Source organism: Pontixanthobacter sp. CEM42 (assembly GCF_017812015.1).
Classification (GTDB): Bacteria; Pseudomonadota; Alphaproteobacteria; order Sphingomonadales; family Sphingomonadaceae; genus Pontixanthobacter.
In genome coordinates this window covers 907,916-933,674 of record NZ_JADQTN010000001.1, presented here as the reverse complement: position 1 = coordinate 933,674, position 25,759 = coordinate 907,916, and the positions used below count along the sequence as shown (strand labels likewise).

Below are 25,759 nucleotides of genomic sequence, written 5' to 3'. Positions count from 1 at the left end.
ATGCGTCAATGCCGCACTGCACCATATGGGCACAATTTGGGCGCGATATGGGCATCAATATTGAATTTAGCGCGGACCGGCGGTTGACAAAGCACCCAAAAAGTTACGCTATGCGGGTCCTTGCCCGTTAACGGACGTGTTTATGAAATTAATTGCTTCCTGCATCACTCTCAGCGCTCTGCTCCTGGCACCGGGAGCTATCGCACAAGATTGTGATAATCAGGTATGCAAAAGCGAATGGCGCGCGCTCAAGAAAGAGCAGAAGAAGGCCCAAGCAGGCGAAACCGCCGGACTAGCCGAGCAAGTCGCCGCCCGGCCCACTCCGGTTCCCGTTGTCCAGAATTACGAGCCCAATCCCGCAATCTGGCGATTGGCCGACAGCGATACGACAATCTACATGTTCGGCACGTTCCATGTGCTGCCCGAAGGTTTCGAATGGCGCAGCGATGCGTTCAATACGATCGTTGGTGAGGTAGACGAGTTGGTCGTCGAAACCAGCGACGATGATGGAGAGGCAGCGGTCGGCAAGTTCGTTGCCGATCTGCTGGTAAAAACCATGAGCGACGACCGCGTCACGATTTCCGAGCGGCTGTCCGAAGCCAATCGCGAGAAGTGGTTCACCATTGGCGATGGCGTAGACATGCCAAGAGAATTCTTCGATCGCATGCCGCTCATGCTCTCGCTTCTTGGTGCAGGACTGAGCTTTGGAGAGGCGCAAGGCTCCGTATCCGAATACGGCGTCGAGACGGTGCTGGAGGCTGAGTTCAAAGCCGCTGACAAACCGATTGGATCGATCGAAGATAGCAGCGTCGTAATGGCTGCATTGCTTGGTATCGACGAAGATGGTCTGATCAAGGAACTCGACGAAGAACTCAGCAAATGGGACGGCAAAAATCTCGCCGACTTCTTTGAAGATCTGGATGGGACCGCTGCTGCCGGGGACGGCACCGCAGTGACCGAAACCGAAACACGCGATCCGTTCTCATCCGAACATAGTTGGGCGCAGGGAATACTCGAAGATCTCGGTATGGAAGAGATGAAAGAATCCGAGTTTGGGCGGCAGGTATATCAAGTGTTGCTGACCGATAGAAACCGCGCTTGGGCTGAGTGGTTGGAGAACCGTCTTGGTCAGCCCGGCACGATTTTGCTCGCGGTTGGTGCCGGTCATTTCGAAGGCAATGATTCGGTCCAAAAAATGTTGACTGAGCGCGGACTATACGCCGAACGCCTCCACTAAACCGACAATTTCCGCAGAATATTAATCGTCTAAATTGAGAGATTTAGTCGTTCTTAAGTCGTGTTGTTGCGACATAATGTCAGGTGTTGTTGACATTGGAAGCGATTCTCGACATAAAGTAAGGGTAACCTGACACAACGTCATGAACTATTGACAAGGAGCATTCCATGTTGACCCGAAACGAGTTGCGCGAACGCGCCCCGCAAATGCTCGCAAGCACCACTTTTCTGCTTGCCGGATATGCAATCGGCGACATCGCTACTCAGCTGATTAAGCTGGTGTTCTGAGCCATGGCAAAAGCAATCAACCGCGACCGCCAATTGCTCAAAGCCGATATCAGCTTCGCACTGCTTGGCATCGTTTCTATTGCTGGTACATTCGGCGAATTCGCCGGCAGCGCCGAAGCCATACCTGAAGTCGCGCAACCGCTCTTGATGACCGGGATTGTGGTCGGCCTGATCCTGATCCTAGGCGCCATCATTTCGAAGGTAGCATCTATCGATCGCGACCATTCGGAAGAATACACCTTCCAACTGCTTTCCCAAGGCGCCGTAGTCGGTGTGATGGTAACCTTTGTGATGAACGTGCTGTGGTTCGACATTTTCCTCGGCAGATGGCTGGGGGAACTAAGTGCCGACCACTTGCTGACCATTTTGATGGGTGGCTGGGCGTTCGGATATTACTTCCACCGCATTCGGGGCGTCGCCTGATGAACAATCGGCTCAAAGTCCTGCGTGCTGAGCGCGATTGGAGTCAGGCTGAACTGGCGGTGAGGCTCGATGTCTCGCGCCAGGCGGTCAACGCAATCGAAACCGGCAAGCACGACCCTTCACTTCCGCTCGCCTTCCGGCTGGCTCGCCTATTCGACATGCAAATCGAGGAAATTTTCGATGACGGACAATGAAACACAGAACGTTGATGAAAATTCACCGCTCAATGATCGCCTTCTAGCTATTCTGGCTGGCATTGCTGCGCTTTTCATATTCGGTGCGCTCACCGGTTATACCGCTCAAGTCGTTGAAGATGGAAATCTGCGCGCGATTGATGGCGCGATCGTCTTTGGCCTCATCATAGCGATGGTGTTGGCCGGCAGTTTCGCTTGGTCGAAATGGCGCAAAGTTGCAGCAGAACCCGAAGCGACAAGCGCTCGCAAATCGCGCAATATCTACATCGGCGCGACAATCCTTGGTGGTTTCCTCGGCGCATTCATAATGGTTGCTGGCGGTCCTGATCTCGACACGATGTTCTCCAACGACCCGATCTCGGGAGCGGTCGCCGTGATCTCAATCATGATTTGGGCGATAGGTGCACCGCTTATTACAATCATATGGTGGCGTGTTACCGACGAACATGAAATCGCCGCCTATTCCAAAGGTGGCCTGCTCGCCTTCCATCTCTACGTTTTCCTCGTGCCAAGCTGGTGGATGGCGGCCCGTGCTGGATGGATCCCGCAGCAAGACCCGATGATCATCTGGGCGGTTACTATGGTCCTGTGGTCAGTCGCTTGGCTCTACAAAAAATACGCCTGAGATAACGCCAATCACTTCACCAAATTCGTTCACGGGCCGGTCAGGCCCCAGATAAGAAAGACAGCCCCATGAAACATACACTCAAGAACCTCACACTCGTCGCATCCGCGCTCGCTCTAGGCTTTTCGTCGACTGCATGTGCGCAGCAACAGAAACCAACACCCGTCGCACCAACCCAAGTTGCTGTCGAACAGGTCGAGCTTGACGGCCCCGCGCTTTGGAAAGTCGCCGATGAGGATACGACGATTTATCTGTTCGGCACGGTTCACGCGCTGCCAAAAGATGTCGACTGGTACAAAAGCAGCATCGCTGACGCGCTGAGTTCATCAGACAAACTGGTTACCGAGATTTACATGAAGCCCGGCACCGAAGCGCAGGCTCAAGCCGCGTTCATGACTGAAGGGATGCTGCCCGAAGGTCAGAACCTCCGCGATCTGCTGAACGAAGAACAGAAGGCTAGCTATGAGGCAGCGATGACTAAGCTTGGTATGCCGGCAGCAGCATTTGACCGGTTTGAGCCATGGCTTGCCGGAATCAACCTCTCCATGCTGCCGCTGTTCAAAGCGGGTTACACACCAGACGCGGGTGTTGAAAAAGTGCTCGAAAAGAAAGCTGGTGAAACACCGCGCGGCGCGCTCGAAACAGTCGATTTCCAAGTTGGCGTTTTTGACGGCTTGCCCATGGACTCGCAAATCAAATTCATGATGGAAGCTGCCAATGGCATCGATGAGATCGTGCCAATGCTGGATTCCATGGTTGATGAGTGGGTCGAGGGCGATGCCGCCGGACTTGCCAGTTTGATGAATGGAGGCCTGACAGACCCGGCTCTGGCTGAGGCGTTGCTCTATGCACGCAACCGTACATGGGCCGAGTGGATTGACACCCGCCTCGATACACCTGGAACGGTTTTTGTCGCAGTCGGGGCCGGCCACCTTGCCGGCGAGCAAAGCGTGCAGGATGCATTGGCAACGCGCGGGATTACTTCTACGCGAGTGCAATGATACTGCTGATTGAAATCAAGCGGAAACTTATGGGGCTGGCAGCGCTTGCGTTGCTGGCCTCATGCTCGTCACCCGCTGAGGATTTCCCTCCACCCTCGCCCGCTCTTTGGGAAGTAACGGGCAGTGACGGAACGCAGGAGGGCTGGCTGTTTGGCACCATTCACGAGCTTCCGGACGGTGTGAATTGGCGCACTGATGTGCTGAACAAGGCGCTTGGTCGGTCAGACTGGCTGGTCGTCGAAGTGAGTGATCTGGATGATAGCGGCAAGCTATCACAGATATTCGCCGATCTTGCGATGTCGGTCGAGCAGCCTCCTTTGGTTGAACGCGTCGACGAGCAGCATCGCGAGCGGCTCAAGGCACTGATGTCTGCAGGCGACTTCAAAAATGGTGACTTCACGCAGTTAGAGACATGGGCCGCGGCGCTCACGCTCGCCCAGACCTTCAGTCAAGGTGAACCTGAGAACGGCGTTGACCGCGTTCTTATCTCGGAATTCGCCGCTAAGATCGAACTGGAAGGTGCGCGAGCCCAACTCCGCATATTCGACACGCTTGCCGAACAAGATCAACGCGACCTGCTTGAAGGCATCATTCGCGAGAGCGAGAAGATCGGCGAAGTTCCGCGCTATCACCTTGCAAAAAGCTGGCTCAAAGGCGATCTCGATGATCTTCTCGAAGGCGGTGCGGACACCATCTTGTCCGACCCTGAGCTGCGCACGGCATTACTAACTGATCGGAATCTGGCTTGGGTCGAGACAATTACCCAAGAGATGCCGCAAAAGGGCCCTATGATGATTGCGGTGGGGGCGGCCCATATGATCGGCGAAGAAGGCCTCCCCGCCCTGCTCCAGCAAGAAGGCTACAGCGTGACGCGAATTCAATAGGCGGTTTCGCTTGCCAAATACGCCGTTACGCCTTAGAGGCGCGCGCTTCCGCACCCTATGGTCACCCTGGAGGCGTAGGGCGGATGATATCTTTTTAATGCATTTCGAAAGGCACATACCATGAGCGAAGCTCTTACACTGCCGGCTGAGACGCGCGAACGGGCTGGCAAGGGAGCCTCCCGTGCACTGCGTCGCGAGAACCGGATTCCTGCTGTTATTTATGGCGGCAAGGAAGAACCTGCACTGATCCACGTCGAGCAAAAAGAACTGGTTCGTCAGTTAATGACCGGCCACTTCATGAACTCGATTGTGATGATCGAAGTCGATGGTAAGAGCGTACGCGTCCTGCCTAAGGATGTGTCCTTCCACCCTGTATCAGATGTACCAACACACGCCGACTTCTTGCGCCTGTCGAAAGACGCGAAGATCGAAGTCAGCATCCCGGTTGTCTTTATCAACCAGGAGGAAAGCCCCGGCCTCAAGAAGGGCGGCGTTCTCAATGTGGTTCGTCACGAGCTCGACCTTATCTGTATTTCGGACAAGATCCCCGACGAGATCGAAATCGACGTCACCGGCAAAGAAGTTGGCGATTCGATCCACATCAGCAGCATCGAGCTGCCTGAAGGGTCGGAAAGCGCGATTACTGATCGTGACTACACCATCGCAACACTTGTTGCTCCATCAGCGCTCAAATCTCAGGATGATGAGACTGAAGAGGGTGAAGAAGGTGCAGAAGGCGAAGAAGCTGAAGGCACTGAGGGCGAAGGTGAAGGCGAAGAGAAATCGGAAGATTGATCTAAGCGTCACAGCTATTCAAAGAAGCGCCGGCCCACGAAAGTGTGGCCGGCGTTTTTGTTTCTACTGCCACTTGCCCCAATCCGAACACCCGCTATCTCGCAAGCATGCAAATTTGGGCAGGCCTTGGAAATCCCGGTCCGCAGCATGCGATGCAGCGGCACAATATCGGCTTTATGGCGATGGACGTCATTGCCGAGATGCACGGCTTCGCGCCCATCCAGAAGAAGTTCCAAGGCTGGACGCAAGAGGGACGGATCGGCGGCGAGAAGGTATTGCTGCTCAAACCAGCAACCTATATGAACGAAAGCGGGCGGTCAGTTGGTGAAGCGATGCGCTTTTATAAACTTGAGCTGGATGCCCTCACCGTGTTCCATGACGAGCTCGATCTCGAGCCATTCAAGATCAAAGTGAAGCGCGGTGGTGGTCATGCAGGACACAATGGCCTGCGTAGCATCGACAAGCATCTAGGCGCGGATTTCCGGCGTGTGCGTATTGGCATTGGTCACCCCGGCCACAAGGACCGGGTCCATGGCTATGTTCTGGGAAATTATGCCAAGGCAGAGCAACCGATGCTGATCGATATGCTCGGCGCGATTGGATCCGAAGCGGACTGGCTGGCCAAAGGCGACTATCCGCGATTTATGAACGATATTGCGCTTCGCTTGCAGGGATAAACTGCTACCGCGTGTGCAAAACTTAGGAGAGAACTCATGCCCAACATCAATCGCCGCACCCTGCTGGGTGGAGCCGCCGCAACGACTGTTCTAGCCGCTGCAGCGACCCATGCTCAAACCGATATGATGAAGGCTATGCCTGATCTCAAAGGCAAATCCATATTGATTACCGGCACCTCGTCAGGCTTTGGGCGCTTGGCTGCGGAAGACTATGCCCGCAAGGGCGCAAAAGTCTTCGCCACTATGCGCAATCTGCCCCGGGCAGAAGCCGCCGAACTAGAAGCTATCGCGGCTGCCGAAGACCTAGACCTGTACGTTATCGAGATCGACGTGACCGATGATGCACAAGTGGCCTCAGGCGTTGCAGAGGCAGAGAAAATCGCTGGCGGTGCCATCGATGTTCTCATCAACAATGCCGGTATCTCCACCGCTGGCCCTGTTGAAATTCAGGATATGGAAGCGACAAAACTGCTGTTCGATACCAACGTATTTGGCCCGCAGCGGTTAATGCGCGCGGTGCTTCCCGCTATGCGGGCGGCAAAATCGGGGCAGATATTCAACGTTACATCGCAGCTCGGCCGGGTCATCGTCCCTTCATACGGCCAATATTCGCCCACCAAGTTCGCGCTGGAAGCGATGAGCGAGCAGATCGCTTACGAACTCGTCCCGCACAATATCGACGTCACGATTATCGAACCGGGCGGCTACCCGACAGAGATCTGGGCCAACGCCAATGCTCTGACACAGAAGCTGCTGGAACGCGCTGATGCCAAGCATCTTGGCGGATACACAGCGTTGATCGAACAAATGCGCTCTGGTTCAGGCGGCGGCGGATCAACTGATCCAATGGATGTCCCCAACGCGATGGCAGAGATCATCTCCATGCCGGCTGGCACTCGCCCGCTGCGCAAAGAAGTGCACCCCGGACCGAAACCGCAAATCGCAATCAACGAAGTGTCCGCAAAGGTCCAAGTCGGATGGCTTGGCGAGTCCGGCTACGGTCCATGGATCAAAGCGGTCAACAACGTATAGCTAGTCAAGCAAGGGCCGCCTCGCTAAAGGGCGCCCCTTAGCTATTTACCGGAGTTTTCGATGGGTTTCCGTTGCGGGATCGTCGGGCTGCCCAATGTCGGCAAGTCCACTTTGTTCAATGCACTGACAGAGACGCAGGCCGCGCAGGCTGCGAACTATCCGTTCTGCACGATTGAGCCGAATGTTGGTCAGGTCTCCGTGCCAGACGAGCGTTTGGACAAGATCGCCGCGATTGCGAACAGTGCGAAGATCATCCCTACCCAGCTGGCATTTGTCGACATCGCAGGCCTCGTGAAAGGTGCAAGCCAAGGCGAAGGTCTCGGCAATCAGTTTCTCGGCAATATCCGTGAAGTCGATGCGGTGGTGCATGTCCTTCGCTGTTTTGAAGACGACGATATCCAGCATGTTTCCAATAAGGTCGATCCGGTCACGGATGCCGATGTTGTTGAGACTGAGCTGATGCTTTCCGATCTCGAAAGCCTTGAGAAGCGGGTTCCGGCGGCTGAAAAGAAAGCCAATGCAGGCGATAAGGAAGCCAAAATCCTCGCGAGCGTTCTCGGCCAGGCGCTGGAACTGCTCCGCGACGGCAAACCCGCTCGCTTGACTGAACCAAAGGATGATGAAGAAGAACGTATCTTCCAGCAGGCACAACTCCTGACTGCAAAACCAGTGCTCTATGTCTGCAACGTTGCGGAAGAGGAAGCGGCCACCGGTAACGCTCTATCCGAAGCTGTTGCTGCCAAAGCCGCTGCTGAAGGAGCGCAATCAGTCGTGGTTTCCGCCGCCATCGAATCCGAACTTGTTGGCATGGATGAAGAGGATCGCGGAGAGTATCTGGCAGAGTTGGGCCTTGAGGAAAGCGGCCTCGCCCGGGTTGTTCGCGCCGGTTACGAATTGCTCCAACTTCAAACCTATTTCACTGCAGGACCGAAAGAGTCGCGCGCGTGGACATTCCCCAAAGGTGCGAAAGCTCCGCAAGCTGCTGGTGAGATTCACACTGATTTTGAGCGCGGCTTCATCAAGGCCGAGACTATCGGTTATGATGACTACATCGCATCGAACGGTGAAAGCGGCGCGCGTGAAGCGGGTAAGCTGCGCCAAGAAGGTAAGGATTATCTGGTCCAGGACGGTGACGTGCTGAACTTCAAGTTCAACGTGTAATCCTGTCACAATTCGCTGCTACATCCGCAACTCAACGATGGAGCCCGCGCATGATCCGACATATCCTGACAGTTTTCTGCCTGATCCTTTCCGGGGAGCTCCCGGCGCTGGCGCAGGAGAATATCGAAGGCACAGCGCGTGAACCCGTTACCATCCTTATATCGATTGATGGTTTTCGGCCCGACTATCTCGACCGCGGTATTACTCCCAATCTGAATGCTTTGGCGAAGGCCGGAATCGAGGGGCCGATGCGCCCCAGTTTTCCGACCAAGACATTTCCCAATCACTATACTCTGGTCACCGGCAAAACGCCCGATGGCCACGGTGTCGTCGGCAACAGAATGGAAGACAAGGCCCGTCCGGGTGAGCGGTTCACTATGGCGAGCAAGGATCCATTCTGGTGGGATCAAGCCGAGCCGATCTGGATAACGGCCGAGAAACAAGGCGTCCGCAGCGCAACGATGTTCTGGCCAGGCTCGGAAATTTCGTTCGGCGGGGTACGACCGTCCGATTGGTGGCCTTTCTCAGAAGCACTATCCAATGACCGCCGAATCAGGGCTGTCGTTGACTGGATGCGCCGTCCAGCAGAGAGCCGGCCGAAATTGGTGACGCTCTATTTCGATACCGTAGACACTGCTGGCCATTTTTATGGCCCTGCTCCATCAGACAAATTGCACGACGTCATCCAAGCGATGGATACCGGCATCGGATTTCTCCGATCTGAGCTCGATGCGTTGGGCCAACCAGTCAATTTGGTCATAGTTTCCGATCACGGGATGGCAGAAGTGGGTCCCGAGCGAGTCATTCGATTGGATGAAATCTACGCGCGTGATCAATACCGGTTAGTTGAAAGCGGCAATTACGCGGGCATTGAACCACTCGGAGACGATACAAGCGCGATTGAAGCCGCGTTCCTGAAGCCGCACCACAACATGCAATGTTGGAGGCGGGAGAACATCCCCGCCCGCTTTGCCTACGGAACCAACCCGAGGGTCCCGACTATCTTCTGCCTGCCCGAAACGGGCTGGCTCGTTTATCAGGATGTACCCGAATGGCTAACCCGTACTGGCGGTGGGCACGGCTATGACAATTTCGCCCCCGATATGACCGCGCTGTTCATTGCCAGCGGCCCGGGCATTTCGGCCGGCGGCAGCGTAGATATATTCGACAATGTCGATATCTACGCACTGGTTGCACATCTTTCCGGGGTTCGTCCCGGGCCAAGCGACGGCAGCGTCGAACATTTTTTGCCCAAGTTTACGCAATGATCCTTGCGCGGGCCTGAGCCTTCGATCACACGAAAGCATGCTATTCTACGAAGATATCGCAGTCGGTTCGACACACGCGTTTGGTCACTATGAAGTCACTCGTGAAGAAGTTCTGCAGTTTGCCGAAACCTATGATCCGCAGCCTTTCCATCTGGACGACGAAGCCGCGGCTCAAACCCACTTTGGGCGTGTCTCTGCCAGCGGTTGGCATACCTGCTCGATGAGTATGCGGATGATGGTAGAGAATATGAAGAGCCGCAAACAGGCGGGCCTTGGCTCTCCCGGCGTCGACCAGTTGCGCTGGAAGACACCGGTCTATCCCGGTGATACGCTGCGGATGGAATCCGAAATTCTCGAGAAACGCCGTAGCAAGTCGCGGCCAGAAATGGGCATCTTCAAGTCACAACTGAAGACATTCAATCAGAATGACGAGGTCGTACTAGAAATGATTTCCAACGGTTTGATCCGGGTGCGCGAGCCTGAGGCACTTTTCGACTAAGAGTTAGTCCTCGTCTGGATAGTGATGCGAGAACGGGTTGGTATCAACCGGCGCTTGCGGCAATGGCTCGTGCGGCAGGGTCTTCTCATCATTCGCCGCCGCCAACAACATCCCCGCCATTACGATTGATGCCTGGCGCAGATCGTCGGGCCGCATGTGATCCAACGTGTCGGCATTGGAATGGTGCAGCCGTGCACCGTAATCAAGCGGATCCTGAATAAACTGGAAACCCGGCAGGCCAACAGCTTGGAACACGATGTGATCAGTGCCTCCAGTTTTGCCCTTCACCACCGAGGTTGCGCCTAGCGCGCTGTAGGGTGCCATCCATTTGCGTAGAAGCGGGATCGCGCCAAGATTTTCCTCCGCATGGATACCGCGGAACTTGCCCGAGCCATTGTCCATGTTGAAATAGACCTTCATGTCCTTGAAGCCGGACTTTGGCGTGATCGGGAACAGGCCGTCCCATTGGCCAAGCAACTCGCTTTCCGACAGACCTTGCTCACCTTCGCGGCTGACAAGATATTTGCGAACATAGGCGCGCGAACCGTACAGGCCCTGCTCTTCCGCGCCCCAGAGAGCCACGCGGATTGTCCGCTTCGGTTCCACTCCCATGCTCTTGAGGATCCGGATGGCCTCCATAATAGTCACAACACCTGCGGCATTGTCGACCGCGCCGTCGGCGCCGTGCCAGCTATCGATATGTGCGCCCGCCATGACGTATCCGGCGCTCGGATCGCTGCCCGGAATATCGCCAATGATGTTGTATGATTTGGTGTCACCATCGACGAAACGGGCCTGTGTATTGATCATCAAACGCGGCGCCGGACCGGTTGTGGCGAGACGAGCGAGGCGGCGGTAATCCTCAGCAGCGATTTCCAGACCGGGCAGTCTAGGGCTCTTGCCAACCTCGTGAGCGTATCCCGTTCCGTGCAGCAATTTCCCGTCGCGGTAGGATATTTTGGCCCAAGCGACCGCGCCCTCGCTCGCCAGAAACTCGTCGAGTGCCAACGGGAAGTCTTTGACCCGCTCGATGAAGCGTTGCAGGCCGGTTTTGCCGCCTTTGGTGTCGTGCTGCGGCACAGAAATTTTGTCACGGCTGTTGATGTCGGATGAGTCCAACCGGCGGAATGGTACTCTCGACGGTTCATCGCCGGTACCCGGCAGCGATACGAGCACGATTTTGCCCGCAAGCTTGCCACGATAGGCCTCGAAATGTTCGGGCTTGGATATCGGTGCGACGATAATTTCCGCTTCAATCGGTCCGTTCGTTCCGGGCGTCCATGCAACCGGTATTGCCGTCAGCTCAAGCGGGCGTGGACCAAGCATCTGCACGTCGGAGCCGCCAAATTCCCAGCCTCGGCCGAATTCGAAACCTTCCTTGCGAACGTCCTGCATGCCGAGCTCGCGCAGCTTCTCTACCGCCCAATCCTCGGCAATGCGCATATTGGTCGAATTGGTGATCCGGGGGCCGATCTCGTCCACCAGTTCGTGGGCCATTTGCTGGACCTGAGAGCGATTGAAACCCTCATCCATGATCCGCGCGGTATCGTCAGTATCCTGAGCGACAAGGGCAGCAGGACTGGCGGTAAAAAGCAGCGAAGCACCAGCCAGCGCAAAGCGTAGAATTTTCATTAGATTGCCCCTTAAATTCGCATCACTTCAGGATAGCATCGAGCTATTCTTGTTCACTCGACCTCTGCCACTGTTTAATCCCGCTGTCAGCCAGTGCTTTCCCGTCATGCGAAACAAGCGCTGTGATCGCGGGGTCGTTGTTCAGATCGATCAGCCATGTGCGGAGTATTTCCAGGCGATCAACATCCTCCGGAACCATCAGATAGCTGTAAATGAAGCCCTTGCCGCGGTTGTTCAACAGATCATTTTGCGAGTTCGATATATCGCCGCTGAGCAGCCAGAGTTTACCCTCGACAGGAATAGCAAACATCGTGCTTCCGGGAGTGTGGCCACCAAGCGGATAAATCCCAATACCCGGGAACTCGGCAGTTGTCCGACTACCGTCAGTCAACTCCGTTTGGTTTACGCAGGCGCTGTCCGTGAGCATCGCCGATTGTTCTTCCGTATGCAGGTTGTGCTTCGATATTTGGTCGGGCGTGTGCAGAGCCGCAATTGACGCCGCCCGAGCTTCACAGATTGGTTCGATTCCTTGAACATGATCTTGATGAAGGTGTGTGAAACCTATGCCTCGGACACGATCCAGATCATCGCCCATGATTTCAGGAACCGTTCCAAGAGAGACCGCCGGATCGGCCCCTGCAACCGTTTCAAACAACGCCCCGAACTCGACTGCAACCGCCGCATCCATGCCGAGATCAATAAGCAGAATTCTTCCATCCTCCCATTCCACAACAAAGGTCGAATGAGTTAGCGAAAGCTCCGCAGATTTTTGCGTCGAGGTCTCGAAATAGCTGATCTTGGTCGGACCATTTGGATCATCGGCAAGTGCGAGCAACTCTGCTTTGGTGGGTAGTTCGGGTTCAACGGCCCGGATCTGCAGGTGAGCCGGCACAAGGATGAACGCGAGTACGACAACTCCAATCGCAAGCACTGCGCCAATCGCCAACAGTATCTTTTTTAGCATCGCAAATCCTTCAAACTTAGTGCCGCCCAAACAGCTTCTCGACATCATCCATCGAGAGCTTCACCCAAGTCGGGCGCCCGTGATTGCACTGACCTGATCTTGGTGTGCGTTCCATTTCGCGCAGAAGAGCATTCATTTCGGCGACGTTTAGTGCGCGCCCCGCCCTGACTGATCCGTGGCACGCCATTGTGGCGAGGACGAGGTCAAGCTTTTCGCCCAACAGGATTGCGTCACCATGCTTGGCTATATCGTCGGCGATATCCTGCAATAGCTTATGCGGGTTAGCATTGCCCAGCGCGTGCGGAACTGCGCGAACGAGCATTGCGTTCGGACCAAAGCGCTCGATGACCAAGCCGAAACCCGCCATTTTGTCGATGGCCTCTTCCAGTCGGTCGCAATCGACCTCTTCCAACTCGACAACTTCGGGCATCAGCAGTGCTTGGCTGCGTTTGATCGCTTCCTCGGCGCCCGCTGCGCGCAGACGTTCCAGGACCAAGCGTTCGTGAGCGGCGTGTTGATCAACAATCACAAGACCGTCGGCAGCCTCGGCCACGACATAGGTACTGGCGACCTGCCCGCGCGCTATCCCTAGCGGGTACTGCTCTGCATCTTCGGGCAAAGCGTCGGCGACTTCTGCCCTGCCCTGCGGAGCGGCCAAACCCTCGTCATTACCACGATATGCTTGCGGCGTTTCTGCGACGTAGGAAGGTTTGCTCTGCCCCCAATCCCGGCCTTCGAATATGGAGCGCAAGGCTGGTGATGGTTCCTCTCGCGCCGGTTCGCTCTGCCAACGCCCCATAGCGGCGGCATCGGGTGATTGTGCACTACGCCGGTCCCCTGTTGCTAGCGCTTTCCTCAAGCCGGACACAATGAAACCACGAACGGCCTGACTATCGCGAAAACGAACCTCAGTCTTTGCCGGGTGCACGTTTACATCGACATCCTCGGGCGGGATTTCGAGAAAAAGCGCCAGCACCGCATGGCGATCGCGTGCCAACATATCGGCATAGGCGCCGCGCACTGCACCAGTCAGCAGCCGGTCCTTCACGGGGCGGCCGTTGACGAACAGATATTGATGATCCGCAACACCGCGATTGTAAGTTGGTAAACCAGCAACGCCGGTGAGGCGCATCGTACCACTGGGCGTAGGACGCTCCAGATCGATCAGAACCGCATTGTCAGCGAGTTCACGCGCGATGATCTCGGCAACGCGTGTCTGTACGGTTTCATCGGCTTGCAGCGACAGTACTTTGCGATCGCCATGCTCGAACGATATCGCGATATCAGGACGCGCCATTGCGAGACGGCGAACGACATCGAGACACGCACCGTATTCACTACGCGGAGTGCGCAGGAACTTACGCCGCGCAGGCACCTTGCCGAACAAGTTCTCTACCCGAACACGTGTCCCGGGAGGCAGAGCAGCCGGACCATCTTCCACCAAATCGCCATGATCGACCACTTTGCGCCAGCCTTGTTCGGCATCGCGCGGCCTGCTTTCGAGCGAGAACCGCGCCACACTCGCGATAGAGGGCAATGCCTCCCCGCGAAAACCGAGCGTAGCAACTTGCTCGATAGCTTCGTTAGGCAGTTTAGACGTTGCATGGCGTTCGAGAGCCAGTTCCATCTGATCGGGCGAGATGCCGCAACCATCATCGGTCACTTCGATCCGAGAAAGCCCACCATCGATGATTTTGATCGCGATCCGGGACGACCCGGCATCAATCGCATTCTCAACCAATTCTTTCAGCGCCGCCGCTGGACGTTCTACCACTTCACCCGCAGCGATACGGTTAACAAGCGCTTCAGGAAGACGCCGAATGTTTGGGGGAATTTGCGGCATTTTTCTGCCCTAGCGGCGAAGCGGCCTAAATTCGAGTTTGACCGTTAAAAAGCTAGGGAAAAAACTAGCGCAAGAGTGCATAAATTTTTGGCCTTTTTCGCCGCCATTCGTTAAGGGGACGGCATCCCTGTCATAAATGGGCCATATCTATCGCAGCTTCATGCGGTAAAGGCCCCAAAACTATACGGAATTGACACCCAATGAGCTTCTTCTCGAACCTCTTCAAATTCGGCTCGCAAAACATGGCCATCGACCTCGGCACTGCCAACACGCTGGTCTATGTTCAGGATCAAGGCATTATCCTGAACGAGCCTTCGGTTGTGGCCATGGAAACCATCGGCGGCTTTAAGAAGGTCAAGGCCGTGGGCGACGAAGCAAAGATGATGATGGGCAAGACGCCCGACAGCATCGAAGCGATCCGCCCGCTTCGCGATGGTGTCATCGCCGATATCGAAATCGCCGAGAAGATGATCGAGTACTTCATCAAGAAGGTCCACGGACGCAATACGATGTTCCGCTATCCCGAGATCACCATTTGTGTTCCGTCAGGTTCGACATCGGTTGAACGCCGCGCGATCCGCGATGCGGCCAGCAATGCAGGCGCGAGCGAAGTGTATCTGATCCTTGAGCCGATGGCTGCTGCGATTGGCGCCGATATGCCGGTGACCGAGCCTGTGGGTTCGATGGTTGTCGATATTGGCGGAGGCACAACTGAGGTTGCAGTTCTTTCGTTGCGCGGCCTCGCTTACACCACATCTGTCCGCACCGGCGGCGACAAGATGGACGAGGCGATCGTTTCATATGTCCGCCGTCATCACAATCTGTTGATCGGTGAGTCCACGGCTGAGCGGATCAAGAAGGATTACGGCGTAGCGATTGTTCCCGATGACGGCGTGGGCGAAACAATCACGCTGAAAGGCCGCGATCTGGTCAACGGTGTACCCAAAGAAATCACGATCAACCAAGCACATCTGGCTGAAGCTTTGGCCGAGCCTATCGGCGCTATCGTAGAAGGCGTTCGCATCGCCTTGGAAAACACGGCGCCAGAGCTGGCAGCAGACATTGTCGATCAGGGTATCGTTCTAACCGGCGGCGGAGCATTGATCCGCGGCCTCGACGAGCATCTTCGCGAAGAAACCGGTCTGCCGGTCAGCATTGCTGAAGATCCGCTATCTTGCGTTGCTGTCGGCACCGGCCGCGCAATGGAAGATCCAATTTATCGCGGCGTGTTGATGACTGCATAAGCACCTAGGGGAGAACCGCCATGGCGTCTTCCAACCGGCGCTCCAGCAATTCGCGTCGGGCACAATACGGGGTTTTTACAGGCTATGTGCTCGCCGGGATTGGCGCGCTGATTGGTGCTGTGTTGCTCGGATTGTCGTTGTGGAGACCGGCAAGCTTTGATGGGCCGCGCGGTGTCGCGCAAGATGTGGTTGAGCCGGTTGGTACCGTTTCTGCAGAAGCACGTACAGGCGGCCAAGGATTGATCGATTCAGTCGCAGGCTATTTGCAAGCGGGTAGCCAGAATGCGGAATTGAAACGCGAGGTAGAACTTGCACGTATCCGCTTGGAAGAAGCGAAAGCTATCGAACAGGAAAACATTCGGCTCAAAGCATTGCTAGGTTTGGCAGAGCAGGATGTCGAACCGCTCGCCGTGACCAAATTCATTGGCTCCACAGCCACTAGCACTCGCCGCTTCGGCTATATCGGCGCGGGAGCAAGCGATGGTATCGAAGTGGGCATGCCCGTGCGTAGCGAGCGCGGGGTCGTGGGCCGAATCCTTGAAGTCGCATCAAGCACGTCGCGCGTATTGCTGCTGACCGACAGCCAAAGCGTCTTGCCTGTTCGCTTGGCAGATGAGGATGTTGTCGCCTTTGCTGAGGGTCGCGGCGACGGCTTGTTGCAAATCCGCCTGATCAATCTGGGCATCAACCCGCTGGAAGCTGGCGATATCATGGTGACCAGTGGAACCGGCGGCTATTACCGACCCGGAATCGCCGTCGCGATTATTTCCGAAGTTGTTGATGACGGCGCTGTTGCGCGGATCATCAGTGACCCCGCCGCAACCGATTTTGTTTCTGTCGAGCCGATCTGGCAGCCCGAGGCTTTAGATGCCTCGCAAACGCCGGATGATACGGCGCTCACCGAAACCGGATCCGAGTAATGGATCAACTCAATCCTCATGCACGGCATGATGAATATGGGAGCCGGATAAACCGTGCCCACTCGCCGGTTTTAGTCTACTCGATCCCTACATTTACAATTCTTCTTGGCTCAATCGTCGCCAATATACCGATTGCTACGGCACTCCCGCTCATGCCACCGCTCGGTTTTTTACTCCTGATCGGTTGGCGATTGGTCCGTCCTGGATTGTTTCCAGTTTGGATCGGATTCCCGCTCGGCCTGTTTGACGATCTGTTCAGCGGTCAGCCATTCGGTTCGGCTATTTTGCTGTGGTCAGTAGCAATGTTGGTGATCGAAGCGGTGGATGTGCGTTTCCCATGGCGTAGCTTTATGCAGGATTGGATGGCGGTTGCCGTCGCAATTTCCAGCTATGTCGCCGCGGCAGCGATACTCTCTGGCGCTGATCTCAGCTGGGCGGGAGCATTTGCTTTGATACCGCAAATCTTGCTGTCAGTGCTGATCTACCCCATGGTCGCGCGGATGGTGGCACGACTGGATAGATTGCGATTAATGCGCGTTAGGACCATTCGCTGATGGCCCGCAAGAAGCGTAACCGGGCGCCGATCAACTCCACCACTCTCAAAAACAGATATAGCCGCCGCAGCTTCGTTATTGGCGCCATGGGCGGCGGTGTTGGTCTGCTCCTCGCCGGGCGCATGGGCTACATAGCGATTGCCGAGAACGAGAAATACGCGACCGAGTCCGAGAGCAATCGTGTCAATTTGACTTTGATCCCGCCGCGTCGAGGCTGGATTCTGGATCGCAACGGCGCACCGCTGGCTTCGAATCGCGCCGATTTTCGGGTGGATATTATTCCCGAGCGCATGCCCGATCCGGAAAAAACTATCGATACGCTCGGCGATCTACTCGGCCTCAATGTAGCGCGTGTACAGGATTTGAAAGCGACCGTCGAAGATGTGCGCGGGTTCCAACCTGTTGAAGTCGATACCGGCCTGACATTCGACCAGTTCGCTGCGATCAGCGTGCGGCTGCCCGACTTGCCCGGTGTGGTCCCGCAGCGCGGTTTCTCCCGCTATTACCCAACAGGAGCCTCTGTCGGTCATCTCATTGGCTATGTTGGACCTGCGTCCGCGGAAGAGTACGAGATCGACCGCAATCCGCTGCTCGTCACTCCAGGGTACAAGATCGGCAAAGACGGGCTTGAGAAGCAATTCGAACAAGAACTGCGCGGTACCCCCGGTGCTCGCCGGGTTGAAGTGACCGCGTCGGGCCGGATCATTCGCGACCTTGATACCAGGCAGGATATCCAAGGCGATCCGGTCCAGCTCACTATCGACGGTCCGCTGCAGGATTATGCCGCGCGGCGCATTGGCCTTGAGTCCGGATCGGTGGTCGTCATGGACTGCGAGACCGGTGATTTGCTGTGCATGGCCTCTATGCCCAGCTTCGATCCCAATTCCTTTTCAGACGGGATCGGCAGCATTGAATATGCAATGCTGCGTGAGGATGATCGCGTTCCGCTGCGCAATAAGGTTTTGAAGGGGCTTTACCCGCCAGGTTCGACTGTAAAGCCAATGCATTGCATGTCATTCCTGAAGGAAGGCATCGACCCTCAGGAAACAATTATCTGCGGTGGTGGGCGCCGGATCGGCAACCGCTTTTTCAATTGCTGGAGCAATCATGGCCGCGTCGATATGGCCAAGGCGATTTATCAGAGTTGCGACAGCTACTTCTATCATTTCGCACAGCAAATTGGTTTCGACAAAGTCGCAGGAATGGCCCGTGACCTCGGGCTCGGCAAACAATATCCGCTGCCCGTGACCAGCCAGTTCTTCGGTACTGTTCCTGATCCGGCGTGGAAGCTTGAAAAATATGGCCGCGAATGGGCGTCATTCGACACCGTCAACGCATCAATTGGCCAAGGTTATTACCTGACAAGCCCATTGCAACTGGCGGTTATGAGTGCGCGCTTGGCCACCGGCAAAGTGCTCAACCCGCGTTTGGTGCTCGACGGTGCGATGCCGGACCCCAACAGTTACAATTTCAACAGCGACGAGATTGCCTATATCCGCCAAGCTATGAGTGATGTCGTCAACGGACCGGGTACTGCGGGTCGAGGTCGTCTGCCTTTCCCCGATATCCAGATGGCAGGAAAAACCGGAACTGCTCAAGTCGTATCGCTGAGCGTATCGGACGGCCGCTCAGGACCATGGAAATATCGCGACCACGGATTGTTCGTGTTCTTCGCACCGGTTGAGCAGCCCCGCTATGCTGGTGCTGTAGTCATCGAGCATGGCGGCGGGTCTGCCGCAGCCTATCCAATTGCGCGGGACGTAATGACGTTCCTGTTCGACCCCGCAAAAGGAATGGACGCGTTGCGTGCGATGGAGCGCCAGTGGGGCGGAACAGCGCAGGAGCGTTTGGACGCGAAATACGCCGCCTATGCCTCCACCAGAGGCGAGCAAGTTGTCGCGCGACCACGCCGTGATGAGGACATTTTTGAGCAAGTAGAAGCGGAAGCGCGCATAGCGGCAGCGCAGTCCGAAGCAATCGCCAGCGATGCCATTGCCCCTCGTCCCAATCCGGCGCAGTCAGGCGGCCCTCCGCCAGACGCTGAAGCACCCGATAGCGGATCGGACGCGACACCGTGAACTCGATCATCCCTGCACCGATAGCCCGCCAACCGTGGCCAATGCTGATCCCGCTATTTCTGCTGGTTGCGTTTGGAGCAGCAGTACTCTTTTCCGCCGCTGGCGGGAATTTCCAACCGTTTGCCGCTTCTCATCTGATCCGCTTCAGTGTGTTCCTGATTATGGCTTCGATCATGGTGCTCTTCACTCGTGATATGGCGCGCTTCCTTGCCTATCCGATATACGGCTTGATTCTGATTTTGCTCGTCGGCGTCGAAGCAGTAGGGGCGATGGGTGGCGGCAGCCAGCGGTGGCTGGAACTCGGCTTTATGCGTATCCAGCCATCAGAAATTATGAAGCCGGCTATCGTGCTGGCTTTGGCCAAGTTTTACGGCACCCTGCCCGACGGAATGATAGAAAGTTGGCGCGCTCTTGTGCCCGCAGGCGTGTTGATCGCCATGCCGATGGGTTTGGTGCTGTTGCAGCCTGATCTGGGCACATCGCTAGCGATTGCGTTCGGCGGTATTGTGGTCATGTTCCTTGCTGGCTTGCCGATGCGCTGGTTTGTCGCTGCGGGCGTAGCAGCCGCTGCGGCCGCGCCGCTTGTCTACTTCTTCGGCCTCAAGGAATACCAGCAGCGCCGCGTCACAACATTCCTCGATCCCGAGAGCGATCCGCTCGGCTCCGGGTATCACATCACCCAGTCCAAGATCGCGATCGGGTCAGGCGGTTTCTCAGGCAAAGGCTTCAATGAAGGCTCCCAAAGCCATCTCAATTACCTGCCCGAGCCGCATACCGATTTCGTCTTCGCGACTATGGCCGAAGAATGGGGCTTTCTGGGCGGTCTGTTCGTCTTGATCGTGTTTGGACTGATCCTGCGTTGGGGCCTGAACGTCGCCAAGAAAGCCAAAGATCGCTTTGCCAAGTTACTCGCTGCCGGAATGGTCGCCACGATATTCTTCTACATTGCGATCAACCTTATGATGGTGATGGGCTTCGCGCCTGTTGTTGGTATTCCTCTGCCCTTTATGAGCCATGGTGGATCATCGATGATGACCAACATGCTCTGCATCGGCTCGCTGATGATGGTCAATCGCTGGAACCGTGAGCGCACCCGCGTTGGGATTGGCTGAACGCTCGCGTCCCCCAATTGGGGGACTTGAGAAAATTAACCTTATTCCATAGTTGGCCGCTCTTCGCGAAGGAGACGCGATCAACCCTGTCTCACAAACAGGAAACGACGGTGCGGTTCGTTAAAAACCGTGGCTAGTCATTCGAACATGGGAGGACAACGGAACCGCTCGATGGGCGGTGAAGCCATGGGAATTGCGTTTTGAATACTGCTACTGTGAATGCTTGCGACACGCGCGAAGACGCCATCGCATGGATTGCCAAGCATGGCGAGATTGACGATGTCGTCACTCTCGATGCGGCATGTGCCATCATCCTGAACCTCCACCGCGTTCGCGCCGAAATGCCCGAGTGCGAGGTACGGAAGTTGCACACGTTGGTCGAACTGCCACAAACCAGAGCACTGCGCGCGATGCGCCACCTTCATGTAGCCGGCATTATCACCGTGTCCGACAACCAGCATGACCCGCTTGGAGCATTTGTTTCTCTTCGCGATGATTTTGCCAACAAAGTGCAACAATTCGACAAGGCTGCCTGAGGCAAATTCCGCTAGCCCTTCTCAAGCGGAAAACAGTCGCTATATGCAGCGCTCCGCTTCGCCATGACGATTCGGAATTGCCTCTCTATAGGCAGATGGACCCTTAGCTCAGTTGGTAGAGCGTCTGACTCTTAATCAGAATGTCGTTGGTTCGATCCCAACAGGGTCCACCATTCCCTTCCCTTGACCAGCAACCGCGTCTAACGCGCTTCGCAACAACATTTGCGGAGTTATATTCAATGGCGCGGTTCCTGATTGTCGAAGCCCGGTTTTATGACCATCTCAACGATATGCTGATTGCCGGAGCGCGTGCCGCGCTGGAGGAAGCAGGACATGAAGTCGATGTCCTGACCGTACCGGGTGCTTTGGAAATACCAGGGGCTATCTCCCTCGCAATCGAGAGCCAGCAATATGCGGGCTACGTAGCCATTGGTGTGGTAATCCGCGGTGAAACCTACCACTTCGAAATTGTCGCGGGCGAGAGCGCGCGCGGCATCATGGCGCTGACCATGGATGGCATGGCCATCGGCAATGGCATCCTGACCACTGAGAACGAGCAGCAAGCCATTGTTCGCGCCGATCCAGTGCAGCTCAACAAAGGCGGCGAGGCAGCGAAGGCTGCTTTGGCGATGCTGGACTTACAGGCAAAGTTCGCGAGCTAAACTCAACCGAAGCAGCTAGCTCCAGCATATTTCGCGCTGGCGCCAAGCTCTTCCTCGATCCGGATAAGCTGGTTATATTTTGCCAGACGGTCCGAGCGTGCAAGCGAGCCTGTTTTGATCTGACCGCAATTGGTTGCGACCGCGAGATCGGCGATTGTCGCGTCTTCGGTCTCACCCGAGCGATGCGACATGACTGAGGTGTATCCAGCGCGGTGCGCGATATCGACCGCTTCGAGAGTCTCCGTAAGTGTGCCGATTTGGTTGACCTTCACCAACAGCGAGTTAGCGAGACCTTTTTCGATACCCATCGTTAGGCGCGCCGGGTTGGTCACGAACAGATCGTCACCGACCAGTTGGACTTTGTCACCGATGGAATCAGTCAGGGCTTTCCAACCTACAAAATCATCCTCGTCCATACCGTCTTCGATTGAGCGGATCGGATAGTCATTGCAGAGCGCAATGAGATAATCCGACATCTCTACGGGCGATAGCGACTTGCCCTCGCCTGAAATCTCGTACTTCCCGTCTTTGAAGAACTCGCTCGACGCACAATCGAGCGCTAGCGCAACGTCAACACCCGGCTTGAAGCCAGCCTTCTCGATCGAAGCCATGATGAAGTCGAGTGCGTCGCGGGTGCTGGCAAGATCAGGCGCAAAACCGCCTTCGTCACCAACTGCCGTCGCAAGGCCCTTCTCAGACAGCCCCTTCTTCAGCGTATGGAATATTTCCGAACCCCAGCGCACAGCCTCTGCAAGACTATCAGCGCCGACCGGCATCACCATAAATTCCTGAATATCGATGGGGTTATCAGCATGCTCGCCGCCGTTGATGATATTCATCATTGGAACGGGCAACACATGCGCCGACACACCGCCAACATAGGCCCATAGCGGCATGCCGCGCGCCGCGGCAGCCGCCTTCGCCACCGCCATGCTGACACCGAGGATAGAGTTCGCACCAAGGCGGCTCTTATTCTCGGTACCGTCCAGATCGATCATCGCCATGTCGAGGTCGCGCTGATCTTCAGCGTCCAATCCAAGCAGCGTATCCGAGATCTCGCCATTCACGGCTTCGACGGCTTTGGTTACGCCTTTGCCAAGATAGCGACCTTTGTCGCCGTCGCGCAGTTCAACCGCTTCATATTTGCCTGTCGAGGCCCCCGAAGGCACCATTGCCCGTCCGAAACTTCCGTCTTCCAGAAGAATATCGACTTCGACCGTGGGGTTACCCCGGCTGTCGAGGACTTCGCGGCCGTGAATGTCGAGAATTGCGGTCATTTTTGCAGGCTCCGTGGCGAGAGGTGTTGTAATTCGCTAACACACCACCATATCGGCTTTGAGTGACGTGTTTGCGCGGGCCTTATGCGCCGGAACAAAACCGCGCAAGTTGCGTTGCAACATAGAAGGGTTAGAAACCGTATGCACGGCTGCTAACCGGCAAATTACTAAGCTAAGGGAATACGACATGGCCACCACAAAAACCGGAACCACCGCCAAAAAGAAACCTGCGACGAAGAAACCCGCCGCAAAGAAGAAAGCTACGCCTAAGGCCGATGCGACCGTAGAAGCGAAAACACGCTTTAACGCAGCGCTTGAAGAGGCAAAGGCAGGTGCCGCGGCGTTGAAGGACGAAGCATCTTCTCGCGCAGTCGCCTATCGTGATCAAGCCAAGGACAAGTCCGAAGACTGGACTGGTGAAGCCAAAGAGCGCGCTGGTGAACTAGCGGTCGAGGCGAAAGCTAAAACCAGCGACGGTATCGCCTCGCTCGGTAAAATGATCTCCGACAGCGCCGAAGTCGTCGACGAGAAGCTCGGTGAGAAATATGGCGACTATGCGCGCAAAACATCGCGCAGCTTGCAAGAAACTGCAGCCAAGCTCGACAACAAAAGCGTTGAAGAATTGGGTGAAGATGCGCGCGAAGCCGTGCGTAAGAGCCCCGGAACCGCTATCGGCATTGCAGCCGTTGTCGGCTTTCTGGTCGCTCGCCTGTTTGGCGGTCGCCGCTAAACATACCTCGCGGGGGACTGAAACCAATGCTCGATGACGACCTGCCCGGTGACCCAGAACGCCGGCAGGATCCCTCTGATGAAGAGATCGAGCAGTTCGATCCCCCGCCCGAGCGGTCGCTGGCTGACGACGTCAATGCGCTGATCGACGATGGCAAGACCTATGTCGAAGCAGAGCTGGCATACCAGAAAACGCGGCTTTCGTTCGCGGCCGGCAATGGGAAATCCGGGATTGGCCTTGTTTTGGCTGCGCTTGGATTTCTTCATCTTGCGCTGATCGGCTTGGTGGTCGGCGGGATATTTGCCTTGGCACCCGTGATTGGCCCCGTTTGGGCAATGCTGGCAGTTGTTGGCACTTTGCTGGGTGGAACGGTAATCTTCGGTTTGATGGCTAAATCACGGTTCTCGAAAGCGGCACAGGCGTTCAAGGAAGATGACGCATGAGCCGCCGCCTCGAACAGCAAATGCGCGAGGACCGCAATTTGCGCGACGCCGCGCTGGCATTGGTCAAAGCAGATGTCAGTCATTTGAAAAATGATGTCGGCGTGAAGGGCGTAGGCGCACGGCTTGCAACCCGGATGTCGGAAGGCGCGACCGATGTCTTTGAAGAGGCCGTTGAAGTCGCGGACAGCAACAAGGGCGCCCTCGCCGCGTTGGTCGCAGCGGTGATCCTCTGGTTCGCTCGCAATCCGATTATGGAACTGTTCCGCGACGAAGACCTAGACGGCGACGAGCAACTAACCGCGGAAGCGAAAGATATAGACGAAATCTAGCAGGAGACCCCCATGTCCAGCAGTGATGGCAAACGAGCAGAATTAAAGGCCAAAATCGAAGCCGCCGAGCAGCGCAATGAAGAGCGTACCCTCGGCCAACTGGCGCGTGATGCGTCAGAAACCGCCACTGATTTCGTAAAATTGCACCCGCTGGCAACCGTTGCGGGCGTGGCTGTTCTCGGCCTTGCCATTGGCGCCATGACAAAACCCGGCCGCAGGGCAGGCAAAGCCGCTGGCTCCAAAGTCAACGAATTTGCAAGCTATGCCGCTGAACTCGGCGCAGCTTATGCGACCGGCCTATTCGATGCCGCGACCGATGCGGCGCAAACGAGCAAGGACACCATCGAAGACATTGGCGACGCCATCAATGACAATGCCGGCGCTGCAAAGCGCAAAGCATCCTTCATTAGCGGCAACGCGGCGGCGGCGGCGAAAACACTGACGCGGAATGCCGGCAAGAAAGCCGGACGTTCAATCCGCGATCTGCGCTCTCGCGCCCGCGCTTAAAGCACCGCTTCTTGACCAAGGTAATGGCGCAGCGGGCTTGCCTGCCGCGCCATTTTCTTTATTGCGCGCGCCATAGTCCCCCGATTGATAAAGGTTCCGATCATGGAAGAGACAGAATTCAAACAAACGCTGCACCTAGTCATGGGCGGCAAAGTGACCGACCCGCGCAGCATGGAGTTTCAGGACCCTGAAAGTGTCCACGTTGTTGGCGTATTCAGCGATTACGACAATGCCGTTGAAGCATGGCGCGGCAATGCCCAGCGCACAGTCGACGATGCCGAAATGAAATATGTCATCGTCCCGCTGCACAAGCTGCTGACGCCCGACGCGATCTAATTTCCGATGAATTATCGTGTCCGCGAATATGCCGACAGCGACGCGGAAACGATCCACGACCTAACCTTGGCGGCGATCAGGACGGTCGGGCTAGCCGGTTATTCACAAGCGCAAGTCGATGCATGGGCTGCTCGTCACAGCTCGGCAGATCGCCTGCGCGAACGCGTGCATTCTGGTCATATAGTGTTTGTGACTGTCGATGCAGATGACAAAGCTGTCGCCTATTCGCTGCTGGAACCGGACGGGCATCTGGACATGCTCTATTGCCACCCCGATCACACACGTCAGGGACTAGCTGACAAAGTCCTGGCACGCGCTGAATACCATGCGCGGGGTTTGGGTTTAGCCAAGCTCTATACCGAAGCTAGCGAACTCGCTCGTCCGGCATTTGAGCGCGCCGGATATGTCGTTACAGAGCGACGCGACTTCACGATCGACCATGACGGTCAGTCTGTGCCGATCCACAATTTCGCGATGGAAAAGACGCTAAGCTAAGCGCCCTCAACACC

Annotated in this window: 29 protein-coding genes and 1 tRNA gene; 26 read left to right on the top strand and 4 right to left on the bottom strand. The window is 56.1% G+C overall.

What is annotated here, in order from left to right; genetic code table 11:
- Positions 1 to 142: 142 nt before the first annotated feature.
- From J9777_RS04545 to J9777_RS04490, 12 genes are all read left to right on the top strand, one after another.
- Positions 143 to 1,237: a TraB/GumN family protein gene (locus J9777_RS04545; protein ID WP_209347574.1), complete on the top strand. Its 1,095-nt coding sequence runs from the start codon at positions 143 to 145 to the stop codon at positions 1,235 to 1,237.
- 290 nt (positions 1,238 to 1,527) lie between these two features.
- Positions 1,528 to 1,947: a hypothetical protein gene (locus J9777_RS04540; RefSeq protein ID WP_209347573.1), complete on the top strand. Its 420-nt coding sequence runs from the start codon at positions 1,528 to 1,530 to the stop codon at positions 1,945 to 1,947.
- Positions 1,947 to 2,141: a helix-turn-helix transcriptional regulator gene (locus J9777_RS04535; protein WP_209347572.1), complete on the top strand. Its 195-nt coding sequence runs from the start codon at positions 1,947 to 1,949 to the stop codon at positions 2,139 to 2,141. The genes J9777_RS04540 and J9777_RS04535 overlap by 1 nt, the downstream gene beginning before the upstream one ends.
- Positions 2,128 to 2,766 carry a hypothetical protein gene (locus J9777_RS04530; protein WP_209347571.1) on the top strand — a complete coding sequence of 213 codons (639 nt, stop codon included), beginning with the start codon at positions 2,128 to 2,130 and terminating at the stop codon, positions 2,764 to 2,766. The genes J9777_RS04535 and J9777_RS04530 overlap by 14 nt, the downstream gene beginning before the upstream one ends.
- A 68-nt stretch (positions 2,767 to 2,834) precedes the next feature.
- Positions 2,835 to 3,767, top strand: a complete 933-nt coding sequence (locus J9777_RS04525; RefSeq protein WP_209347570.1) for a TraB/GumN family protein — start codon at positions 2,835 to 2,837, stop codon at positions 3,765 to 3,767.
- Positions 3,764 to 4,651 (top strand): TraB/GumN family protein, encoded by an 888-nt coding sequence (locus J9777_RS04520; RefSeq protein ID WP_209347569.1) that lies wholly within the window; start codon positions 3,764 to 3,766, stop codon positions 4,649 to 4,651. Before J9777_RS04525 ends, J9777_RS04520 begins: the two co-directional genes overlap by 4 nt.
- A gap of 120 nt (positions 4,652 to 4,771) precedes the next feature.
- Positions 4,772 to 5,446: a 50S ribosomal protein L25/general stress protein Ctc gene (locus J9777_RS04515; RefSeq protein WP_209347568.1), complete on the top strand. Its 675-nt coding sequence runs from the start codon at positions 4,772 to 4,774 to the stop codon at positions 5,444 to 5,446.
- A gap of 107 nt (positions 5,447 to 5,553) precedes the next feature.
- On the top strand, positions 5,554 to 6,123 hold the full coding sequence (gene pth / locus J9777_RS04510) for an aminoacyl-tRNA hydrolase (RefSeq protein ID WP_209347567.1): 570 nt from the start codon (positions 5,554 to 5,556) through the stop codon (positions 6,121 to 6,123).
- A 36-nt stretch (positions 6,124 to 6,159) separates the two neighbouring features.
- Positions 6,160 to 7,155, top strand: coding sequence for an SDR family oxidoreductase (locus J9777_RS04505; protein WP_209347566.1), 996 nt, complete (start codon positions 6,160 to 6,162; stop codon positions 7,153 to 7,155).
- Between the two features lie 60 nt (positions 7,156 to 7,215).
- Complete coding sequence (gene ychF / locus J9777_RS04500; protein ID WP_209347565.1) at positions 7,216 to 8,316, top strand: redox-regulated ATPase YchF; 1,101 nt, start codon at positions 7,216 to 7,218, stop codon at positions 8,314 to 8,316.
- A gap of 50 nt (positions 8,317 to 8,366) precedes the next feature.
- Positions 8,367 to 9,584: an ectonucleotide pyrophosphatase/phosphodiesterase gene (locus tag J9777_RS04495; RefSeq protein WP_209347564.1), complete on the top strand. Its 1,218-nt coding sequence runs from the start codon at positions 8,367 to 8,369 to the stop codon at positions 9,582 to 9,584.
- A 37-nt stretch (positions 9,585 to 9,621) separates the two neighbouring features.
- Positions 9,622 to 10,083 carry a MaoC family dehydratase gene (locus J9777_RS04490; RefSeq protein ID WP_209347563.1) on the top strand — a complete coding sequence of 154 codons (462 nt, stop codon included), beginning with the start codon at positions 9,622 to 9,624 and terminating at the stop codon, positions 10,081 to 10,083.
- Between the two features lie 3 nt (positions 10,084 to 10,086).
- On the opposite strand, the gene J9777_RS04485 is transcribed toward J9777_RS04490, so the two are convergent.
- Genes J9777_RS04485 through mutL form a run of 3 tightly spaced genes read right to left on the bottom strand, consistent with a single transcriptional unit; the run spans position 10,087 to position 14,522 of the window.
- Entirely contained in the window at positions 10,087 to 11,715 is a 1,629-nt protein-coding gene (locus J9777_RS04485; RefSeq protein WP_209347562.1) for a M20/M25/M40 family metallo-hydrolase, read from the bottom strand.
- A gap of 43 nt (positions 11,716 to 11,758) precedes the next feature.
- Positions 11,759 to 12,679: an MBL fold metallo-hydrolase gene (locus tag J9777_RS04480; protein ID WP_209347561.1), complete on the bottom strand. Its 921-nt coding sequence runs from the start codon at positions 12,677 to 12,679 to the stop codon at positions 11,759 to 11,761.
- 16 nt (positions 12,680 to 12,695) lie between these two features.
- Positions 12,696 to 14,522 carry a DNA mismatch repair endonuclease MutL gene (gene mutL, locus J9777_RS04475; protein WP_209347560.1) on the bottom strand — a complete coding sequence of 609 codons (1,827 nt, stop codon included), beginning with the start codon at positions 14,520 to 14,522 and terminating at the stop codon, positions 12,696 to 12,698.
- A gap of 200 nt (positions 14,523 to 14,722) precedes the next feature.
- On the opposite strand from mutL, the gene J9777_RS04470 reads away from it, so the two are divergent.
- The 8 genes from J9777_RS04470 (at position 14,723) to ribH (ending at position 21,628) form a co-directional block, all read left to right on the top strand.
- On the top strand, positions 14,723 to 15,766 hold the full coding sequence (locus J9777_RS04470; RefSeq protein ID WP_209347559.1) for a rod shape-determining protein: 1,044 nt from the start codon (positions 14,723 to 14,725) through the stop codon (positions 15,764 to 15,766).
- 20 nt (positions 15,767 to 15,786) lie between these two features.
- Positions 15,787 to 16,686, top strand: a complete 900-nt coding sequence (gene mreC, locus J9777_RS04465; protein ID WP_209347558.1) for a rod shape-determining protein MreC — start codon at positions 15,787 to 15,789, stop codon at positions 16,684 to 16,686.
- Positions 16,686 to 17,240, top strand: coding sequence for a rod shape-determining protein MreD (gene mreD, locus J9777_RS04460; RefSeq protein WP_209347557.1), 555 nt, complete (start codon positions 16,686 to 16,688; stop codon positions 17,238 to 17,240). Before mreC ends, mreD begins: the two co-directional genes overlap by 1 nt.
- Positions 17,240 to 19,318 carry a penicillin-binding protein 2 gene (gene mrdA, locus J9777_RS04455; RefSeq protein WP_209347556.1) on the top strand — a complete coding sequence of 693 codons (2,079 nt, stop codon included), beginning with the start codon at positions 17,240 to 17,242 and terminating at the stop codon, positions 19,316 to 19,318. Before mreD ends, mrdA begins: the two co-directional genes overlap by 1 nt.
- Positions 19,319 to 19,359: 41 nt before the next feature.
- Complete coding sequence (gene rodA, locus J9777_RS04450; RefSeq protein WP_209348601.1) at positions 19,360 to 20,430, top strand: rod shape-determining protein RodA; 1,071 nt, start codon at positions 19,360 to 19,362, stop codon at positions 20,428 to 20,430.
- Positions 20,431 to 20,630: 200 nt separating this feature from the next.
- On the top strand, positions 20,631 to 20,966 hold the full coding sequence (locus J9777_RS04445; RefSeq protein ID WP_209347555.1) for a hypothetical protein: 336 nt from the start codon (positions 20,631 to 20,633) through the stop codon (positions 20,964 to 20,966).
- Positions 20,967 to 21,063: 97 nt separating this feature from the next.
- Positions 21,064 to 21,139 (top strand) — tRNA-Lys (locus J9777_RS04440).
- A 66-nt stretch (positions 21,140 to 21,205) separates the two neighbouring features.
- Positions 21,206 to 21,628 carry a 6,7-dimethyl-8-ribityllumazine synthase gene (gene ribH, locus J9777_RS04435; protein WP_209347554.1) on the top strand — a complete coding sequence of 141 codons (423 nt, stop codon included), beginning with the start codon at positions 21,206 to 21,208 and terminating at the stop codon, positions 21,626 to 21,628.
- 2 nt (positions 21,629 to 21,630) lie between these two features.
- Here the strand turns inward: ribH and eno are convergent, their stop codons facing one another.
- On the bottom strand, positions 21,631 to 22,905 hold the full coding sequence (eno, locus tag J9777_RS04430; RefSeq protein WP_209347553.1) for a phosphopyruvate hydratase: 1,275 nt from the start codon (positions 22,903 to 22,905) through the stop codon (positions 21,631 to 21,633).
- 187 nt (positions 22,906 to 23,092) lie between these two features.
- On the opposite strand from eno, the gene J9777_RS04425 reads away from it, so the two are divergent.
- The 6 genes from J9777_RS04425 to J9777_RS04400 all read left to right on the top strand — a co-directional run bounded on the left by J9777_RS04425 (position 23,093) and on the right by J9777_RS04400 (position 25,745).
- Positions 23,093 to 23,635, top strand: coding sequence for a hypothetical protein (locus J9777_RS04425; RefSeq protein ID WP_209347552.1), 543 nt, complete (start codon positions 23,093 to 23,095; stop codon positions 23,633 to 23,635).
- A 26-nt stretch (positions 23,636 to 23,661) separates the two neighbouring features.
- On the top strand, positions 23,662 to 24,078 hold the full coding sequence (locus tag J9777_RS04420; RefSeq protein ID WP_209347551.1) for a phage holin family protein: 417 nt from the start codon (positions 23,662 to 23,664) through the stop codon (positions 24,076 to 24,078).
- Positions 24,075 to 24,407, top strand: coding sequence for a hypothetical protein (locus tag J9777_RS04415; RefSeq protein WP_209347550.1), 333 nt, complete (start codon positions 24,075 to 24,077; stop codon positions 24,405 to 24,407). The genes J9777_RS04420 and J9777_RS04415 overlap by 4 nt, the downstream gene beginning before the upstream one ends.
- A 12-nt stretch (positions 24,408 to 24,419) precedes the next feature.
- On the top strand, positions 24,420 to 24,914 hold the full coding sequence (locus tag J9777_RS04410) for a hypothetical protein (RefSeq protein ID WP_209347549.1): 495 nt from the start codon (positions 24,420 to 24,422) through the stop codon (positions 24,912 to 24,914).
- A gap of 102 nt (positions 24,915 to 25,016) precedes the next feature.
- Positions 25,017 to 25,250 (top strand): DUF4170 domain-containing protein, encoded by a 234-nt coding sequence (locus J9777_RS04405; protein ID WP_209347548.1) that lies wholly within the window; start codon positions 25,017 to 25,019, stop codon positions 25,248 to 25,250.
- A gap of 6 nt (positions 25,251 to 25,256) precedes the next feature.
- Positions 25,257 to 25,745: a GNAT family N-acetyltransferase gene (locus J9777_RS04400; protein ID WP_209347547.1), complete on the top strand. Its 489-nt coding sequence runs from the start codon at positions 25,257 to 25,259 to the stop codon at positions 25,743 to 25,745.
- The last annotated feature ends 14 nt before the right edge of the window (positions 25,746 to 25,759 follow it).

What these genes read in the sequence shown, in the direction of transcription:
- J9777_RS04490 (WP_209347563.1), top strand. Translation starts at nt 9,622, where the DNA reads ATGCTATTCTACGAAGATATCGCAGTCGGTTCGACACACGCGTTTGGT.
- J9777_RS04470 (WP_209347559.1), top strand. Translation starts at nt 14,723, where the DNA reads ATGAGCTTCTTCTCGAACCTCTTCAAATTCGGCTCGCAAAACATGGCC.
- mreD (WP_209347557.1), top strand. Translation starts at nt 16,686, where the DNA reads ATGGATCAACTCAATCCTCATGCACGGCATGATGAATATGGGAGCCGG.
- eno (WP_209347553.1), bottom strand. Translation starts at nt 22,905, where the DNA reads ATGACCGCAATTCTCGACATTCACGGCCGCGAAGTCCTCGACAGCCGG.
- J9777_RS04415 (WP_209347550.1), top strand. Translation starts at nt 24,075, where the DNA reads ATGAGCCGCCGCCTCGAACAGCAAATGCGCGAGGACCGCAATTTGCGC.
- J9777_RS04545 (WP_209347574.1), top strand. Translation starts at nt 143, where the DNA reads ATGAAATTAATTGCTTCCTGCATCACTCTCAGCGCTCTGCTCCTGGCA.
- rodA (WP_209348601.1), top strand. Translation starts at nt 19,360, where the DNA reads ATGCTGATCCCGCTATTTCTGCTGGTTGCGTTTGGAGCAGCAGTACTC.
- J9777_RS04520 (WP_209347569.1), top strand. Translation starts at nt 3,764, where the DNA reads ATGATACTGCTGATTGAAATCAAGCGGAAACTTATGGGGCTGGCAGCG.
- J9777_RS04495 (WP_209347564.1), top strand. Translation starts at nt 8,367, where the DNA reads ATGATCCGACATATCCTGACAGTTTTCTGCCTGATCCTTTCCGGGGAG.
- J9777_RS04400 (WP_209347547.1), top strand. Translation starts at nt 25,257, where the DNA reads ATGAATTATCGTGTCCGCGAATATGCCGACAGCGACGCGGAAACGATC.
- J9777_RS04480 (WP_209347561.1), bottom strand. Translation starts at nt 12,679, where the DNA reads ATGCTAAAAAAGATACTGTTGGCGATTGGCGCAGTGCTTGCGATTGGA.
- J9777_RS04515 (WP_209347568.1), top strand. Translation starts at nt 4,772, where the DNA reads ATGAGCGAAGCTCTTACACTGCCGGCTGAGACGCGCGAACGGGCTGGC.
- mrdA (WP_209347556.1), top strand. Translation starts at nt 17,240, where the DNA reads ATGGCCCGCAAGAAGCGTAACCGGGCGCCGATCAACTCCACCACTCTC.
- J9777_RS04410 (WP_209347549.1), top strand. Translation starts at nt 24,420, where the DNA reads ATGTCCAGCAGTGATGGCAAACGAGCAGAATTAAAGGCCAAAATCGAA.
- J9777_RS04485 (WP_209347562.1), bottom strand. Translation starts at nt 11,715, where the DNA reads ATGAAAATTCTACGCTTTGCGCTGGCTGGTGCTTCGCTGCTTTTTACC.
- J9777_RS04420 (WP_209347551.1), top strand. Translation starts at nt 23,662, where the DNA reads ATGCTCGATGACGACCTGCCCGGTGACCCAGAACGCCGGCAGGATCCC.
- J9777_RS04525 (WP_209347570.1), top strand. Translation starts at nt 2,835, where the DNA reads ATGAAACATACACTCAAGAACCTCACACTCGTCGCATCCGCGCTCGCT.
- J9777_RS04540 (WP_209347573.1), top strand. Translation starts at nt 1,528, where the DNA reads ATGGCAAAAGCAATCAACCGCGACCGCCAATTGCTCAAAGCCGATATC.
- J9777_RS04425 (WP_209347552.1), top strand. Translation starts at nt 23,093, where the DNA reads ATGGCCACCACAAAAACCGGAACCACCGCCAAAAAGAAACCTGCGACG.
- ychF (WP_209347565.1), top strand. Translation starts at nt 7,216, where the DNA reads ATGGGTTTCCGTTGCGGGATCGTCGGGCTGCCCAATGTCGGCAAGTCC.
- ribH (WP_209347554.1), top strand. Translation starts at nt 21,206, where the DNA reads ATGGCGCGGTTCCTGATTGTCGAAGCCCGGTTTTATGACCATCTCAAC.
- J9777_RS04505 (WP_209347566.1), top strand. Translation starts at nt 6,160, where the DNA reads ATGCCCAACATCAATCGCCGCACCCTGCTGGGTGGAGCCGCCGCAACG.
- mreC (WP_209347558.1), top strand. Translation starts at nt 15,787, where the DNA reads ATGGCGTCTTCCAACCGGCGCTCCAGCAATTCGCGTCGGGCACAATAC.
- mutL (WP_209347560.1), bottom strand. Translation starts at nt 14,522, where the DNA reads ATGCCGCAAATTCCCCCAAACATTCGGCGTCTTCCTGAAGCGCTTGTT.
- J9777_RS04530 (WP_209347571.1), top strand. Translation starts at nt 2,128, where the DNA reads ATGACGGACAATGAAACACAGAACGTTGATGAAAATTCACCGCTCAAT.
- pth (WP_209347567.1), top strand. Translation starts at nt 5,554, where the DNA reads ATGCAAATTTGGGCAGGCCTTGGAAATCCCGGTCCGCAGCATGCGATG.
- J9777_RS04535 (WP_209347572.1), top strand. Translation starts at nt 1,947, where the DNA reads ATGAACAATCGGCTCAAAGTCCTGCGTGCTGAGCGCGATTGGAGTCAG.
- J9777_RS04405 (WP_209347548.1), top strand. Translation starts at nt 25,017, where the DNA reads ATGGAAGAGACAGAATTCAAACAAACGCTGCACCTAGTCATGGGCGGC.